The sequence below is a fragment of the Pedobacter roseus genome (assembly GCF_014395225.1).
Classification (GTDB): domain Bacteria; phylum Bacteroidota; class Bacteroidia; order Sphingobacteriales; family Sphingobacteriaceae; genus Pedobacter; species Pedobacter roseus.
Map to the genome: position 1 here is coordinate 4,362,483 of NZ_CP060723.1, position 16,067 is coordinate 4,378,549.

The window sequence follows — 16,067 nt, forward strand, 5'->3', positions numbered from 1 at the left end:
TTAAAACGTTATATTAGCGTTCCATCTCATTTTATGCAGCCCGAAACAGAAATTTTAATTATTGGTGGTGGATTGGCAGGTTTAACTGCTGCACTCCATCTGAACAAACTCGGGCTAAATGTAATACTGATTGAGAAAGATACTTATCCCCATCATAAAGTCTGTGGCGAATACATTTCGAACGAGGTACTGCCCTATTTTAAATGGCTCGGCCTCGATATTGAAAGCCTTTTGCCAGCTTTGATCAGCGATCTGCTTTTTACTTCACTTTCAGGCAAAAGCATACAAACGAAATTACCGCTTGGCGGTTTCGGACTAAGCAGGTACACCATTGACCATTATCTTTATAATGAACTGATCAAAAGAAATGTAAAGGTAATCCACGATCGTGTTGTACAGGTAAATTTTACTGATGACCAATTTACGGTAGAAACAGCAGGTAGCCAGTATACCGCAGCTTATGTTATTGGTGCCTATGGCAAAAGATCGGCTATTGATGTAAAGCTGAACCGGAAATTTATCAACAAGCAATCACCCTATCTGGCAGTTAAAGCACATTATAAAGCCAATTTCCCTGATCATGTGGTGAGCCTGCATAATTTCGAAGGCGGTTACTGTGGGGTTTCCAAAGTAGAAAACGATCGGTTAAACATCTGTTACCTGGCCAATTACGAAAGTTTTAAAAAACATAAAAACATTACGGCCTACCAGGAAAACATCCTTTACAAGAATAAGTACCTCAAAGCCATTTTAGAAAATGCAGAAAATTTGTTTGAAGCACCTTTAACCATTAGCCAGATTTCCTTTGAAGCAAAAGAACCTGTTTATAAACATATTTTAATGATCGGTGATACGGCCGGACTGATCCATCCACTTTGTGGAAACGGCATGGCCATGGCCATTCATAGTGCTAAAATTGTATCGACGCTACTGCATAAAAAAATACAAGGTAAAATAGCTTCTCGCAATGCGCTTGAACAACATTATACTTCACATTGGAACAAGGAATTTAAAAACCGCTTAAAAATGGGCAGGATTTTATCTTCGTTGCTCAAAAACAATAACTTCGAAAAGATTGCCATGAATACTTTAGGCAAAATGCCTTTTCTACTCAACACCATTATCAAACAAACCCACGGAAAACCCATTACCATTACAACATAAATGCCTGTAGATACCACATATAGAAGCACTGCCCCCGAAATTATGGACGATTTTGCCATGGAAGGCGAAATATTACGAGATGCACTGGATAAAATTGCCAGCATTAACCAACTCCTTGGTGGCAATAAAGTTACACTTGATGGGGTTAAAAGCTTAATCGCCAGCAAACCAAAGGATGAAGTTATACGTATTACTGATATTGGCTGTGGAAATGGCGATATGTTGCGCACTTTGGCCGATTATGCCAATAATAAGGGCCTGCATTTTATGTTAAAAGGAATTGATGCCAATAGGTTTACCATTGATCATGCAAAAAGTTTATCCGAAAATTATCCCAATATCACCTACGATTGCAGCGATATTTTTGAGGATTTAAGTCAGGATGCGCCCTGCGACATTATGCTTTGCACCTTAACACTCCATCATTTTAAGGATGAAGAAATTATTAAACTGCTGGAAAATTTTAAAAGATCGGCCAAAATAGGCATCGTCATTAATGACCTGCAGCGAAGTGCTTTGGCTTATCGCCTTTTTAAGGCTTTATGTTATGTATTTCGGTTAAATGATATGTCGCGCGAAGATGGATTGGTCTCTATTCTCCGCGGATTTAAAAGAGCAGATCTGGTTAAATATACCAAACAATTAAACTTAAAATCGAGTTCGATAAAATGGAAATGGGCTTTCCGCTACCAATGGATAATTAAAAATATATGAGCGTAACCGTAAAAGCAGTAAGCAAAGCCTTGCCCGAATTCTGGAGATCAACCGATGAGATTTTACCATTCCTTGATGTTTGGTTAAAAGATCAGGATGATCGTTTTATCAGAAAGGTGAAAAAGATTTTCGAAGGTGCAGCAGTTGATAAACGCTATTCGTTCATGTCGCCCGAAGAGGTTTTTAGCGATTTAAGCTTCGAAGAACGAAATCAGATTTATGTGCGGGAAGGCATTAAATTAGGCGCTAAATGTTTGAGTTCGGCACTTGAGAAAGCAGGCTGGCAGGCCAAGGATTTAGATTACATCATCACGGTGAGCTGCACGGGCATTATGATCCCTTCACTGGATGCTTACCTGATCAATTTATTGAAACTCCGTAAGGATGTGGTGCGTTTGCCCGTAACCGAAATGGGTTGTGCCGCTGGGGTATCGGGGATGATTTACGCCAAGAATTTCCTGAAAGCAAACCCCGGCAAACGGGCAGCAGTTGTTGCAGTAGAATCGCCAACGGCAACCTTTCAGCTCAACGATTTTTCGATGGCCAACATTGTAAGCGCGGCTATATTTGGTGATGGTGCGGCCTGTGTATTGTTAAGTTCGAATGAGGAAGATAAAGGTCCCGAAATTTTGGCCGAAGAAATGTACCATTTTTACGATGCGGAAGAAATGATGGGTTTTCAGCTTACCAACACCGGATTACAAATGGTATTGGATATTGCCGTGCCCGAAACGATTGCTGAACATTTCCCTGCTATTATCCATCCGTTTCTGGCTAAAAATGATCTTGAAATTAAAGATATAAACCACTTAATTTTTCATCCTGGTGGGAAAAAAATTATCCAGATCGTGGAAGAATTATTTAGCGATCTGGGTAAGAATATAGATGACACTAAAGCCGTTTTAAGACTCTACGGAAATATGAGCAGCGCAACGGTGCTTTATGTTTTAGAACGTATTATGGATAAAAAACCGGCACCTGGAGAAAAAGGTTTGATGTTAAGTTTTGGTCCTGGTTTTTCGGCACAAAGAATATTATTACAATGGTAAAATTCATTCAATAATTCAATCATTCTGTCATTCAATATATTCATTCATTAATCACTCAATCCATCATTCATTCAATAATTCAATTATTCATGACAACAAACGAAATACTAGCTAAACTCCCTTACGGCAAATCCTTTCTATTTGTTGATGAATTATTGCATGTGGATGAAAATGGTACAAAGGGCACATTTACTTATACTAAAAACCTGTTTTTTTACAAAAGCCATTTTAAAAACCATCCGGTTACTCCTGCAGTAATCCTCACCGAAACCATGGCGCAGATCGGTTTGGTATGTTTGGGGATTTACTTATTAAAAGATAACGACACCGAACATCAACTATCAATTGCCATGACCTCAAATGCCATCGATTTTTTAAAACCGGTTTATCCGGGTGAGCAAGTGATTGTAACCAGCGAAAAAATATATTTCAGGTTTAATAAACTAAGCTGCAAGGTAAAAATGGAAAATGTTGCTGGCGAGGTGCTTTGCAAGGGAAATATTTCGGGCATGTTAATTTCAAAAAGCAATGGATAACAGGGTTGTAATTACCGGTTTGGGCGTGTGTGCACCCAATGGCACCACCATTCCTCAATTTTCGGATGCAATAAAAAATGGGATTTCGGGTATCCGTCACCAGCCTGACCTGGAAGCCTTAAATTTCTCCTGTCAGATTGCAGGCAAACCCGAACTGAGCGAAGAAAGGATCAGCAAATACTTTACCCCGCTCGAGCTCCGCAACCTGAACAGCACCGGTATTGTTTATGGTGTAATTGCAGGATTGGATGCCTGGAAAGATGCAGGTTTAACAATAGAAAATAATGAGGAACCCGATTGGGAAAGTGGATCCATTTTCGGCACCGGAACTTCTGGTATTGATAAATTCAGGTGGGCTATTAACAAAATTGATGAACTCGAAATCAGGAAACTGGGAAGTTCTGTCGTGATACAAACCATGGCCAGCGGGGTGAGTGCCTTTATAAGTGGCAAACTCGGATTGGGCAACCAGGTAAGCACCAATTCATCGGCCTGTGCAACGGGGGCCGAAAGTATTTTACTTGCCTTTGAGAGGATTAAATCCGCGCAGGCCGTAAGAATGTTAGCAGGCAGTACAAGTGATAGCGGTCCTTATATATGGGGCGGTTTTGATGCCATGAAGGTTTGTACCTTTAAACATAACCACGAACCGGAAAAAGGCAGCAGACCGATGAGCGCCACAGCAAGTGGTTTTGTACCGGGAAGCGGTGCAGGTGCACTGGTTTTAGAATCGCTGGAAAGTGCACTGGCCAGAAAAGCCAAAATTTACGGGGAAGTACTGGGTGGCCATATCAATTCGGGCGGTCAGAGGGGCTTAGGAACGATGACTGCACCCAATCCAACCGCAGTTCAGCGCTGTATACAAGCATCCTTAAAAAATGCGGGCATTAAAGCCCATGAAATTGATGTGATTAACGGTCACCTTACCGCTACTACCAAAGATGCCCTGGAAATAGAAAACTGGAAAGCAGCATTGCAATTACCTCCGGACCATTTTCCCTACATCAACTCATTAAAAGGCATGATCGGGCATTGTATCGCCGCTTCGGGAAGTATAGAATGTGTGGCATCCATACTAGAATTATCTGAAGGTTTTATTTTCCCCAATATCAATTGTGAAGATTTAAATCCTGAAATCTCCAACTTAATCGATGTAAAAAGCATTCCCCAAACGTTAATCCAACAACCAATTAATATCTTAGCAAAAGCCAGTTTCGGATTTGGCGACATCAACGCATGCGTTATCTTTAAAAAATACACCTCATGAATAAAGAACAGATTATCGAAGCTTTAAAAACCATCGTTCAGCCTTACAGCGAAGAAACATCAGCCCTGGCCCATATCGACGAGAACACTGATTTTATTAACGATTTAAAGATAAACTCAGCCAACCTGGTTGATATTATTCTTGATATTGAAGAGAAATTCAATATTGAAATAGACAATGATTCGATGGCAAAGATGCTGAATGTAAAAGCCACTACTGAAATTATTGAATCAAAATTAGCGGCAAATGCTGGGTAATGATATTGTTGATTTAGATTTAGCCAAAACCCAAAGCAACTGGCGGCGTAAAAACTACCTCGATAAGATTTTTACTGATGAAGAACAGTTGCTGATTGCCACCGCAGAGAATACTGATGTGATGGTATGGCTGTTGTGGAGCATGAAAGAATCGGCTTATAAAATCCATAACCGTAAAACGGGCATCAGAAATTTTGCACCTAAAAGTTTAAAATGTATTATTCATTCAAATACTTATGGCGAGGTAAATATTGATGACGATACCTATTTCACCAAAAGTAATATTCAAACAACTTTTGTTCATACCATTGCCTCTCCTGTTTACAACCACTTAGAAGAGATTAAAATCTCGATTTTTGAAGCTCCTAATCATATTTTCGATTATAAAAGCACTAAGCCGGGTTGTGTAAGCCATCATGGGAAGTATTTGGCTTTGGTTTATTAAACGATTAACTACTATACCATACTTAACGTCCCGTTAAAATCTTCTTAAATCTGGGGCATTTTTCTAGGTAATCTATGGGTACGCACTAAATAAATAGTATAATCCATTATGGGAGATATTTGGTTTTCGGCTTATTAATTACAGAGTTGACAACTTGCTTGCCACCCTGTTTGTAAAGTTGTCAACTCTTCTTATCAACGTTTTTTCCCGCAGATTTAAAAAATGATAAAAAATGCAGATTAAACAGATAAGGGTTTTTAGGTTTGTCTTAATTCATTTCGATCCGATAGCTATCGGATGAAGCGCAGTAACGAACTTTCGGGAGTGAAATCTTTGGACTATGTTAAAAGATTTCTCCACTTCGGTCGAAATGACGGCCCGCCTATATCTTTCATTGCGACCAATATGCATTTTATTAAAGATTAATGACTTTCTCTCTTCAACAATTTTTTAGGTTATCCAACACAATAATATATCCGATTTTCGAATGGAGGTTAATCAATGAGCAATATTATACTATTTTTTGAGATGATTAATGCTATTTAGGTAAATCAATATTTAAACTTTTACCATTCTGATTTCCATCATTTCTGCCAATTTTATATGCAACCATCATGGTACTAAAAAGTAGTAAAAACAATATGAACTTGATCCAATTATTTTCCAGTATTTTCATAGTAATATATTATTTCTTTACTTCTATCTTATGAAGATCAAAATCTGCCGCAATGCTGCGCCCCAAAGATTCGGCTATTTCACCAAAGAGAAGAACCATTAAAACAACGCTCCAGATTATAGGTAATGTCTTTTTTTCCACTGTTGGAATTTTTAAAAAAAAATGGTTGATGAGATCAGTTAATTCACTTTTTTAAAGTAAGCTAATATAACGAATAATTGTTTGGTACCACAATTCCGATTTAGGCAGATTTTAACCATATCTTCTTTAAAATTACCCGTTCCATAATCCAGTTTCCACAGTCAAACGTTTGCTCTGTTTTCTTTACAGAATTATAGAATTGCCTAGCTCAAAAAGCCTTATCTTTGCCCAAATCATAAAAAATAAAATATGCTTAAAGGATTTTTTAACGTACCCACTCCGGTAAACGAACCTATATTAAATTATGGCCCAGGCAGTAAAGAACGTGCACTTTTAAAAGAAGCACTTGCCGAGGCACGCGCTCATCAACAGGATATTCCGATGTATATTGGCGGCAAACAAGTTCATACCACTAAAAAAGGTAAAGTTGTTCCTCCACATGATCACCAACATATTTTAGCTCAATTTAGCATTGGCGATAAAACACACATTACACAAGCCATAGATGCAGCTTTAGCGGCAAAACAAGACTGGGAAAACCTGGCCTGGGAACACCGCGCTGCTATTTTCTTAAAAGCTGCCGATCTGATTGCTGGTAAATACCGTTATAAATTAAACGCCGCGACCATGCTGGGTCAGAGCAAAAATGCTTACCAGGCCGAAATTGATGCGGCTTGCGAGCTGATAGATTTCTTACGTTTTAACGTAAGTTATATGGTAGATATTTACAAACAACAACCTCCTGTTTCGCCACGCGGAAGCTGGAACCGTGTAGAACAACGCCCTTTAGAAGGTTTTGTTTTCGCGCTTACCCCTTTCAACTTTACTGCAATTGCAGCTAATTTACCAGCATCTGCAGCCATGATGGGTAACGTTGTGGTTTGGAAACCAGCTGATACACAAGTGTATGCTGCCAACCTTTTAATGGAAATTTTCCGCGAAGCGGGTGTACCTGATGGTGTAATCAATCTGGTATATGCAGATGGTCCTGAAACTGGTGAAGTTATTTTTAACCACCCTGATTTTGCAGGTATCCACTTTACAGGTTCTACCAAAGTATTCCAGGAAATCTGGAAAACCATCGGAACCAATATTCACAAATACAAATCATATCCACGTATTGTGGGCGAAACCGGTGGTAAAGATTTTATCCTGATTCACCCATCTGCACAAACAAAAGTAGCTAGTACAGCTATTGTACGTGGTGCATTCGAATACCAGGGACAAAAATGTTCTGCTGCCAGCCGTGTGTACATTGCAGAAAGCCTTTGGCCAGAAATTAAAGAACAAATGTTAGCCGATCTTGCAACCTTTAAAATGGGTGGAACGGAAGATTTCAGCAACTTCATCAATGCGGTTATTGATGAGCGTTCTTTTGATAAATTAGCAAAATACATCGATCAGGCTAAAAAAGATAAAGGTGTAGAAATCATCGCTGGTGGTAACTACGATAAATCTAAAGGTTACTTCATCGAACCAACTATTTTAGTGGTTGATGATCCGAAATATACCACCATGAGCGAAGAGTTGTTCGGTCCTGTTTTAACCGTTTATGTTTACGCCGATAAGGATTTCGACCAGGTTTTAGAATTGATTGATAACACTTCGCCTTATGCTTTAACCGGTGCTTTAATTGCTCAGGACAGGTATGCGATTGAAAAAGCCAGCCATGCTTTGCGTAACTCAGCAGGTAACTTTTACATCAACGATAAATGTACTGGTGCCGTTGTAGGTCAGCAGCCATTTGGTGGTGCAAGAGGTTCGGGTACTAACGATAAAGCAGGATCGATGATCAATTTATTGCGTTGGGTTTCTCCACGCACCATTAAAGAGGTTTTCGAATCACCAACTGATTACCGTTACCCATTCTTAGCAGAAGATTAATATTTATCATACCAAGGCCAGGCAATTATTGTCTGGCCTTTTTTATGCCTAACCGAATAGCCTTTCTAACCATGAACCACAAATTTTTACTCTCCTTATTTATTTTTTTGGCAAGCTTTAACTTTTATGCATCTGCACAAAAGAAACCAAATGTAATTATTATTTACGCGGATGATTTGGGCTATGGCGACCTTAGCTGCTATGGTGCAACAAAAATTAAAACGCCAAATATTGATGCCTTAGCCAAACAGGGTTTAAGGTTTACCAATGGACATTGCACAGCTTCTACCTGTACGCCTTCGCGTTATTCGTTAATGACAGGCCGATATGCCTGGCGCAAAAAAGGAACTGGCGTTTTACCCGGCGATGCGGCATTGATTGTCCCAACGGATAACAGTTCGCTCCCGTCAATTTTTCAGCAGGCTGGCTATAAAACCGGTTTGGTTGGTAAATGGCATTTAGGTTTGGGCACTGCGGTAGAAAAAGACTGGAATAAAGAAGTAAAACCTGGTCCAAAGGAAGTAGGTTTCGATTATTCGTTTATTTTTCCGGCCACTGCCGATAGGGTACCAACCGTTTTTATGGAAAATCAGCTGGTGGTAGGTTTAGATACAAATGATCCGATCACGGTGGATTATAAAAATCCGGTGGGTACCGATCCAACCGGTAAAGATCATCCTGAACTGTTAAAAATGCCTGCGGAATTGAATCACGGTCATAACATGACGATTGTAAACGGCATTGGCCGGATTGGTTACATGCAAGGTGGCAAACTCGCCCGCTGGACAGATGAGGAACTGCCTTTTACCTTTTTAACCAAAGCCAAAAACTTTATCGAAGACCATAAAGAGCAGCCATTTTTTCTGTACTATGCCTTAACTGAACCACACGTACCACGCTTACCAGCCAACATGTTTAAAGGTAAAAGCGAACTCGGCTACCGGGGAGATGTAATTTTACAACTCGATTGGGCCGTTGGCGAAATCACTAAACAACTGAAATACCTTGGTCTGGATAAAAACACGATGATTATTTTTAGCAGTGATAACGGTCCGGTGATTATGGATGGCTATGAAGATCAGGGCGCTGAAAAATTGAACGGACATACACCTGCAGGCCCGTTACGCGGTGGAAAATACAGCATTTTAGAAGGTGGTACCCGCGAACCTTTTATCATTTCGTGGCCGGCGAAAATAAAACCCGGCGTTTCTGATGCGCTGGTATCGCAGATTGATTTCCTTGCCTCCTTTGCCAGTTTCTTCAACATCGAAAGTAAAAATGCAATTGACAGTAAAAATGTATGGAATGCCTTTACCGGAAAAGACCAAAAGGGACGTGATTTTTTTATCGAACAGAGCGGTCAACTGGCCATAGTTAAAGACCACTGGAAATACATCAGGCCATCAAAAGGAGAGCCTTACTACAAACTTACCCATACCGATACCGGAAACCTGCCTACTGCACAATTGTATAATTTAAGCGATGATATTGGCGAAAAGAATAACCTTGCTTTAAAATATCCTGAAAAAATAAAAGAACTGGAAGCTTTGTTGAGTGCAGAGGAAGCGAAGACGAAATAAGAGAAATGGTATTCAACAGCAATTGATATAGAATAATCGTTATTACGAGGAGGCTTTTTCAGCCAACGAAGCAATCTTTCATACCCGCAAGTCTTACACCAAAGATTGCTTCGTCGTTCCTCCTCGCAATGACGACCCCTCTGGAGGAACCTTTGAATAAAGCATAGCCAGAAGTACTAATCCACCACCAACATCCTCTTATACTCCTTCGGCGTAATACCTTTAGCCAGTTTAAAAAACTTATTAAAGTTAGAAAGGTTGTTAAAACCACAAGCGTAAGCCAGTTCACTGATCTGCTGATCGCTTTGTGCCATTAATTTACAGGCATGACCAATTCTTACCTCATTTACAAAACTGACAAACGTTTTTTGTGTGCGGTTTTTAAAATAGCGGCAAAAAGCCTGTTTATTCATGTTCGTCATTTCGGCGGCGGCACTGAGCAAAATCTCCTGATTAAAGTTGTCGAAAACATATTTTAAAATTTTATCCATCCTGTCATTATCCTTCAATTGGTAATTATTGGTATAACCCGGACTGGTTAAAAATTCATAATCCTTGGTGGAACAGAGCAGGTTCAAAATTTCGAGCAGGCCTATCAGGCGCCCAACTTCTTCTCCCTCTGACACTACTTTTAACATCAGCTCTTTTAATTGATTTTTAATGGCGTCGCCAAATTTCATCCCCCTTTTGGCCAGTTGAAAAAAGTTTTTGATCCGCTGGATGTTATCGGGTTCCTTAAAAAGATCAAGGATTTTATCGGGATGTATAAAAACCGAAACGGATCGGGCATGCGACTGCTGATCAACACCACTAAAGTATTGGATACTATTATGCCATACGTGGGGTAAATTAGATCCCACCAAAATGAGTTCATCAGAACCGAAATTTTCGATACTATCGCCAATCATACGCCGCCCTTCACTTTCTAGCGTATAGGTAAGCTGACATTCTTCATGAAAATGAAACTCTGTAGAAAAATAAGGTGCATCAACAACTTTTAAGCCGTAGATATCATTTGCCTTGCCATCTAATATTTTTGCAAAAATGGGTTTCATACACAAAATTTATCGTTCATAACCTCACAAAAACAACTGATATTATCTAAATAATTGCACAATATATCAAATTAAGCTAATATAACATCAGTATTGGCGAACCTCCTTTCAGTGATTACAGATTTTCATCAATAAATTAGCTGAACATTAACCAAATATTAAAAACACAAGCATGCTCGAAAATAAATTTGTCGTACTCACTGGCGGTGGCGACGGTATAGGCTGGGAATGTGCAAAGGCTTATATAAAAGCAGGTGCCACCGTATGCATCATCGATAAAAATCCCTTATCGGAAGAAAAACAAAATGAACTCATCAACACCAAAAATCTGGTTTTAACCTGCAATTTAACCGACGAAGTACAAGTATCAAATGCATTTAATGCCATTATTAAAAAATATGGCCGTATAGATGCCATCCACAATAATGCCGCTGTTGCCCATCCATCAAAAACATTAGATCAGACCAGCAATACGGAATGGGATTTACTCATGGATGTGAATTTAAAAAGCATCTTATATACCACCCGTTACGGGATAGCACATTTAAAAAAATCGCAGGGCTGTATTTTAAATACGAGTTCGATGGTAGGCAGCATCGGGCAGGATAACCATGCGGTATATGTGGCTACTAAAGGTGCAATAAATGCGCTTACTAAAGCCATGGCTTTAGATTATGCCCCGTTTAAGATCAGGGTAAACGCAGTATCACCCGCAGCAATTAATACACCTACACTGCAGGCCTGGAGCGAGGAACAACCCAACCAGAACGAAATCGAAACCTACCTGAATAAATTACAGCCTTTGGGCAATATGCCGGCCGGAGATGTGATTGCCGACGCCTGCGTTTTTCTTTTAAGCAATGCAGCACGCTTTATTACCGGAACAGTTTTACCCGTAAGCGGCGGTGCAGAACTGGGCTACAGAACTTTGATATAAATATAACATGATTGATAACATACATATACAGGATAAAAGGTTCGAACTTGCCACGGGTGCCGGAAGCGATGCGATACATAAGGACCCGCAATATTCTTACGCAGTTACACAACTAACAGAAAATGGTAAAACCGGTACCGGCCTTGCCTTCACCCTCGGTGCGGGCAACGACCTGGTTTGCCATGCTGCAAAATTTTATGCTGATACTTTAAAAGGGATTGAAATAGAAGAACTGATGGCTAATTTCGGCAACACGTTTAAAACCTTATCAAACGAACAGCAATTCAGGTGGTTAGGTCCACATAAAGGCGTGGTACATTTGGGTTTAGCCTCTGTAACCAATGCCTGCTTCGATCTTTGGGCGAAGAAACGGAATGTCCCACTTTGGAAATTACTGATTGATTTAAGTCCTGAAGAAATAGTAAATACCCTCGATTTATCCTACTTGGAAGATGTGCTCACCAGAGAAGAAGCCATCGAAATGCTGCAAAGTCAGGCAGATTCGAAAAAATCGAGGACAGGGATTTTGGAAACGGGTTATCCGGGTTACGATACTTCTGTAGGCTGGTTTAATTACGATGACGAAAAGGTACGCGAAAACTGCAAAAAAGCAATTGATAACGGTTTTACCGCGATGAAACTAAAAGTGGGTTCAACCGATCCAAAACGCGATATCCGAAGGGCAAACATTGTAAGAGAAGTTGCAGGAGAAACCTCAAAAGTAATGCTCGATGCCAACCAACAATGGACTTTGCCACAGGCCATTTCCATCTGTAATGAGCTAAAACAGATGAACCCCTACTGGGTTGAAGAACCCACCCACCCCGATGATGTTTTGGCACACCAAACCCTGGCAAAAGCCATTGCTCCTGTAAAACTGGCTTTGGGTGAACACGTGCCCAACCGCATTATTTTTAAAAATTATTTACAAACCGGCTGCACCAGTTTTGCCCAGGTAGATGCCGTACGGGTGGGTGGTGTAAGTGAATTTATTACCATCAGTTTAATGTGCAAAAAATTTGGCGTTCCGGTAGTGCCACATGTTGGTGATATGGGCCAGCTTCACCAGCACCTTGTATTGTTTAACCACATTGCCATGGGGCACGAAGCCCTGTTTTTAGAACACATCCCACACTTAAAACAACATTTTGTTAACCCCATTAAAATTGAAAACGGTGTGTACATCACGCCACAAGAAGCAGGAAGTAGTTGCGACTTAAAATAAGCTAACCAAATTATAAACCAAATTTAAACTATTATGAAAAAGGTATTGAGAAAAACGTGCTTACGTTATTTTTTAACAGTACTGGCACTTTGTTTATGCTTTTATTATGCTGGAGCACAAACCTTGATTAAAGGTAAGGTGGTCGACGCTTCCAATCAACCACTGCCTGGCGTAACCATCACCAATACGAGCTTGAAAGACAAGAGCAAAACCATTTCTAACAGCAACGGCGAATTTAGCATCGCTGGAGAAAAAGGCAATAAACTTGAAATTACCATGGTGGGTTATACCAACCAACAGGTTATTGTTCAAAACCCGGAAAAAGTAAGTATTACCCTAAGCGAAAGCAACAACAAGCTCGATGAAGTGGTTGTGGTGGGTTATGGTACACAAAAGAAAATCAACCTATCGGGTTCTGTTTCAACTGTAACAGGCAAAACACTTACTGAGCGGCCTGTACCCAATGTTCAAAATTTATTGCAGGGCCGTGTAAGCGGACTGGACGTTGTACAATCCACCGGTGAACCTGGCAGAGATGGTGCCAGCTTTAGGCTGCGTGGTTTTGGCTCTACTGGTGCTTCACCAAATCCTTTAGTATTAATAGATGGTGTAATCGGTACGATGAGTAATTTATCACCACAGGATATTGAAAGTGTAACCGTACTAAAAGATGCATCATCGGCATCAATATACGGTGCAAGGGCTGCAAACGGCGTAATATTGGTGACCACTAAAAAAGGTAAAGCAGGCACCAATGTAATAGAATACAATGGCAGCTACGGCCTTAGTTATGCCACTAAATATCCTGACCTGATTACCAACTCGGTAACCTACATGGAAATGTACAATCAGGCAAAAGCAAGAAGCGGTCAGCCTGCACAATATACACAGGCACAGATTGATGCTTATAAAAATAACCCTAACAGCGAGCAATACCCGAATTTCGACTGGTTAGATTACATTTTGGGCAAAGGCCCCATCCAAAACCACAATTTAGGTTTTTCGGGCGGTACAGATAAAAGCACCTATAATTTATCATTAAATTATCTCGATCAGGATGCCATAACCAAAGGTTACAAATACAACCGGTACAATGCCCTGTTAGATTATACCAACCGGGTACATAAAAGGGTAAAAGTGGGTACCAACATCAATTTTTCTTACGAAGATTTTAAAGCCCCATGGCTTACCAATGAGGGGCTCCTATTATTGGCCTACGCCTCGGCACCTACATTTAAACCTTTTTTACCTGATGGCAGCGGAAGAATTGCCGATAAAGACTATACTACAAGTGGCGGAACCAACAGAACTGTGGAAGAAGTATACAATACAGGTGGTCAGTTTACCAAAAACTATAATGTTAATGCCCAGGCTTATGTTGATGTAGACCTTTTAAAAGGTTTAAAATGGACCACAAAAGCGGCTATAACTTTTTTCAATCAGGATTACAGGCAGCGCCAGTTTGGCACACCGTCTTTTGCTTACCAGCCAAATGCGAGCGGGGTTTACGAACAAGTTGGAAATGGTAACCCCACTTTTGTTGGTTTACAGCAAAGCTCTGCCAGAAACATCACCAAAACACTTTACAGTACATTTAATTACAACACCACATTTGCCAATGCACATAATTTAAGCGCATTAGCCGGCTACGAACAACAGGATAACCGCAGCACCAGCATTGGGGGCAACCGCTACGATTTTCCGAACAATACCATTATGGAGCTGGATGGAAGTTCTCCCATTAATCAAAGTTTGAGTGGCAATTCGTTCGAATGGGGTTTGCAATCCTTATTTGGCAGGGTTAATTACGATTATAAAGGGAAATACCTTTTAGAAGGAAATATCAGGTATGATGGTACCTCAAGAGTAGATCCAAGATACCGCTGGGGCACTTTTGGTGGCGGATCGGCTGCCTGGAAAATATCTGAAGAAAGTTTCATCAAAGATAACGTTTCATGGATAGATAACTTAAAATTAAGGGCATCTTATGGTGTATTGGGTAATCAGGAAATAGTTACCGAAGGAAACCCTAACTATTACCCTTACCAGGACGTACTTTCACTAACAAGCTATCCATTTTCAACTTTAAATTCTGGAGTACAACTTCTCGGTATAAACACAAAAAACTTACGCTGGGAAAAAACTGCCATTGCCGATTTCGGTTTGGATTTCGACCTGTTTAAAGGTTTGTTCGGTGCAACCCTAAGCTGGTATAACAAAAACACCACCGATATATTGGCCCGCCGTGCAGATGTACCTGCAAGCATGGGCGTAACCGCACCCGTTGTTAATGCTGGCGCCATGACAAATAAGGGGATTGAAATAGAATTGAGACACCAAAACCGAATCGGTGAGTTCACCTACGGTGCAAATTTTATATTTCACAGCTATAGAAACAAGGTAACCAAAGTATTGGCCGAAACACTCGGTACTTTTGAGGTGGGGCAACCATACAATAATTTCTTTGTTTACGATTGGATCGGGGTCTTCCAAAGTCAGGCAGAAATAGATGCTTCTCCAAAACAACCTAATTCTGGCGTATTAAAACCAGGCGATCTAAAAATAAGAGATGTGAGCGGCAATGGTACGGTAGGTCCCGAAGATCGGATCCGCATCAGCAGATTTCCCGATTACACCTATTCCTTCAACTTAAATGCAGGTTATAAAGGCTTTAATTTAAGTGCATTTTTCCAGGGCGTACAAGGTCAAAAAGTACAGGTAGATGGCTGGGGATACGAACCCTTCAGGCAGGGCTCTCCTCCTCCATCTAAATTTTTAAATGCATGGTCGCCAACCAACCCCAGTAATACCATCCCTGCAGTATACCTTACAGGTTATCAGGGGGTATCAGGTTATACATCAACGTATTTTATTCAGGATGCCTCTTATTTACGTTTAAAAAACCTTTACCTTTCTTATACCCTTCCGGAAGCAATCTCTAAAAAAATAGCCTCGCAGGGCATTACGGTGTATGTATCGGGAGATAATTTAATTACCTGGACAAAATACGAAGGCAATGATCCGGAAAGAGCCGGTTCTGGCGCTTTCGCTCAATTCCCTCAGCTAAGGATATATACAGCAGGTTTAAAGGTTAAATTTTAACCTGTTAAAAAATAAAGGTAAAATATTTTGTACTT

14 protein-coding genes are annotated in these 16,067 nt (G+C 40.3%); 12 read left to right on the plus strand and 2 right to left on the minus strand.

Features of this window, described 5'->3' with window-relative positions; all coding sequences use genetic code 11:
* Nucleotides 1–33 precede the first annotated feature (33 nt).
* The 7 genes from H9L23_RS17830 to H9L23_RS17860 all read left to right on the plus strand — a co-directional run bounded on the left by H9L23_RS17830 (nucleotide 34) and on the right by H9L23_RS17860 (nucleotide 5,432).
* Nucleotides 34–1,164 carry an NAD(P)/FAD-dependent oxidoreductase gene (locus H9L23_RS17830; RefSeq protein ID WP_187591644.1) on the plus strand — a complete coding sequence of 377 codons (1,131 nt, stop codon included), beginning with the start codon at nucleotides 34–36 and terminating at the stop codon, nucleotides 1,162–1,164.
* Nucleotides 1,165–1,878, plus strand: coding sequence for a methyltransferase domain-containing protein (locus tag H9L23_RS17835; protein ID WP_187591645.1), 714 nt, complete (start codon nucleotides 1,165–1,167; stop codon nucleotides 1,876–1,878).
* Nucleotides 1,875–2,927, plus strand: a complete 1,053-nt coding sequence (locus H9L23_RS17840) for a type III polyketide synthase (protein ID WP_187591646.1) — start codon at nucleotides 1,875–1,877, stop codon at nucleotides 2,925–2,927. Before H9L23_RS17835 ends, H9L23_RS17840 begins: the two co-directional genes overlap by 4 nt.
* Nucleotides 2,928–3,016: 89 nt before the next feature.
* A complete protein-coding gene (locus H9L23_RS17845) occupies nucleotides 3,017–3,463 on the plus strand; it encodes a 3-hydroxyacyl-ACP dehydratase FabZ family protein (protein WP_187591647.1) in 447 nt (148 codons plus the stop codon).
* Nucleotides 3,456–4,730 (plus strand): beta-ketoacyl-[acyl-carrier-protein] synthase family protein, encoded by a 1,275-nt coding sequence (locus tag H9L23_RS17850; protein ID WP_187591648.1) that lies wholly within the window; start codon nucleotides 3,456–3,458, stop codon nucleotides 4,728–4,730. The genes H9L23_RS17845 and H9L23_RS17850 overlap by 8 nt, the downstream gene beginning before the upstream one ends.
* The gene (locus H9L23_RS17855) at nucleotides 4,727–4,987 is read left to right on the plus strand and encodes an acyl carrier protein (RefSeq protein ID WP_025145157.1); all 261 of its coding nucleotides are present in this window, start codon (nucleotides 4,727–4,729) and stop codon (nucleotides 4,985–4,987) included. The genes H9L23_RS17850 and H9L23_RS17855 overlap by 4 nt, the downstream gene beginning before the upstream one ends.
* A complete protein-coding gene (locus tag H9L23_RS17860; RefSeq protein ID WP_187591649.1) occupies nucleotides 4,977–5,432 on the plus strand; it encodes a 4'-phosphopantetheinyl transferase family protein in 456 nt (151 codons plus the stop codon). The genes H9L23_RS17855 and H9L23_RS17860 overlap by 11 nt, the downstream gene beginning before the upstream one ends.
* Nucleotides 5,433–6,117: 685 nt before the next feature.
* Here H9L23_RS17860 and H9L23_RS26920 read toward each other — a convergent pair.
* Entirely contained in the window at nucleotides 6,118–6,249 is a 132-nt protein-coding gene (locus tag H9L23_RS26920; RefSeq protein WP_262892373.1) for a hypothetical protein, read from the minus strand.
* A gap of 249 nt (nucleotides 6,250–6,498) precedes the next feature.
* Here H9L23_RS26920 and pruA point away from each other — a divergent pair, with 249 nt between their 5' ends.
* On the plus strand, nucleotides 6,499–8,133 hold the full coding sequence (pruA, locus tag H9L23_RS17865; RefSeq protein WP_187591650.1) for an L-glutamate gamma-semialdehyde dehydrogenase: 1,635 nt from the start codon (nucleotides 6,499–6,501) through the stop codon (nucleotides 8,131–8,133).
* A 71-nt stretch (nucleotides 8,134–8,204) separates the two neighbouring features.
* Nucleotides 8,205–9,713 (plus strand): sulfatase family protein, encoded by a 1,509-nt coding sequence (locus H9L23_RS17870; protein ID WP_187591651.1) that lies wholly within the window; start codon nucleotides 8,205–8,207, stop codon nucleotides 9,711–9,713.
* Between the two features lie 176 nt (nucleotides 9,714–9,889).
* Here the strand turns inward: H9L23_RS17870 and H9L23_RS17875 are convergent, their stop codons facing one another.
* Nucleotides 9,890–10,768: an AraC family transcriptional regulator gene (locus tag H9L23_RS17875; RefSeq protein WP_187591652.1), complete on the minus strand. Its 879-nt coding sequence runs from the start codon at nucleotides 10,766–10,768 to the stop codon at nucleotides 9,890–9,892.
* Nucleotides 10,769–10,940: 172 nt separating this feature from the next.
* Between H9L23_RS17875 and H9L23_RS17880 the strand changes: the two genes are divergently transcribed.
* From H9L23_RS17880 to H9L23_RS17890, 3 genes are read left to right on the plus strand one after another with little or no spacing between them, the layout of a single operon-like run.
* Nucleotides 10,941–11,705: an SDR family NAD(P)-dependent oxidoreductase gene (locus H9L23_RS17880; protein WP_187591653.1), complete on the plus strand. Its 765-nt coding sequence runs from the start codon at nucleotides 10,941–10,943 to the stop codon at nucleotides 11,703–11,705.
* Nucleotides 11,706–11,712: 7 nt separating this feature from the next.
* Nucleotides 11,713–12,930 (plus strand): enolase C-terminal domain-like protein, encoded by a 1,218-nt coding sequence (locus H9L23_RS17885; RefSeq protein WP_187591654.1) that lies wholly within the window; start codon nucleotides 11,713–11,715, stop codon nucleotides 12,928–12,930.
* 33 nt (nucleotides 12,931–12,963) lie between these two features.
* Nucleotides 12,964–16,032: a SusC/RagA family TonB-linked outer membrane protein gene (locus tag H9L23_RS17890; RefSeq protein ID WP_187591655.1), complete on the plus strand. Its 3,069-nt coding sequence runs from the start codon at nucleotides 12,964–12,966 to the stop codon at nucleotides 16,030–16,032.
* The last annotated feature ends 35 nt before the right edge of the window (nucleotides 16,033–16,067 follow it).

What these genes read in the sequence shown, in the direction of transcription:
- H9L23_RS17830 (WP_187591644.1), top strand. Translation starts at nt 34, where the DNA reads ATGCAGCCCGAAACAGAAATTTTAATTATTGGTGGTGGATTGGCAGGT.
- H9L23_RS17835 (WP_187591645.1), top strand. Translation starts at nt 1,165, where the DNA reads ATGCCTGTAGATACCACATATAGAAGCACTGCCCCCGAAATTATGGAC.
- H9L23_RS17840 (WP_187591646.1), top strand. Translation starts at nt 1,875, where the DNA reads ATGAGCGTAACCGTAAAAGCAGTAAGCAAAGCCTTGCCCGAATTCTGG.
- H9L23_RS17845 (WP_187591647.1), top strand. Translation starts at nt 3,017, where the DNA reads ATGACAACAAACGAAATACTAGCTAAACTCCCTTACGGCAAATCCTTT.
- H9L23_RS17850 (WP_187591648.1), top strand. Translation starts at nt 3,456, where the DNA reads ATGGATAACAGGGTTGTAATTACCGGTTTGGGCGTGTGTGCACCCAAT.
- H9L23_RS17855 (WP_025145157.1), top strand. Translation starts at nt 4,727, where the DNA reads ATGAATAAAGAACAGATTATCGAAGCTTTAAAAACCATCGTTCAGCCT.
- H9L23_RS17860 (WP_187591649.1), top strand. Translation starts at nt 4,977, where the DNA reads ATGCTGGGTAATGATATTGTTGATTTAGATTTAGCCAAAACCCAAAGC.
- pruA (WP_187591650.1), top strand. Translation starts at nt 6,499, where the DNA reads ATGCTTAAAGGATTTTTTAACGTACCCACTCCGGTAAACGAACCTATA.
- H9L23_RS17870 (WP_187591651.1), top strand. Translation starts at nt 8,205, where the DNA reads ATGAACCACAAATTTTTACTCTCCTTATTTATTTTTTTGGCAAGCTTT.
- H9L23_RS17875 (WP_187591652.1), bottom strand. Translation starts at nt 10,768, where the DNA reads ATGAAACCCATTTTTGCAAAAATATTAGATGGCAAGGCAAATGATATC.
- H9L23_RS17880 (WP_187591653.1), top strand. Translation starts at nt 10,941, where the DNA reads ATGCTCGAAAATAAATTTGTCGTACTCACTGGCGGTGGCGACGGTATA.
- H9L23_RS17885 (WP_187591654.1), top strand. Translation starts at nt 11,713, where the DNA reads ATGATTGATAACATACATATACAGGATAAAAGGTTCGAACTTGCCACG.
- H9L23_RS17890 (WP_187591655.1), top strand. Translation starts at nt 12,964, where the DNA reads ATGAAAAAGGTATTGAGAAAAACGTGCTTACGTTATTTTTTAACAGTA.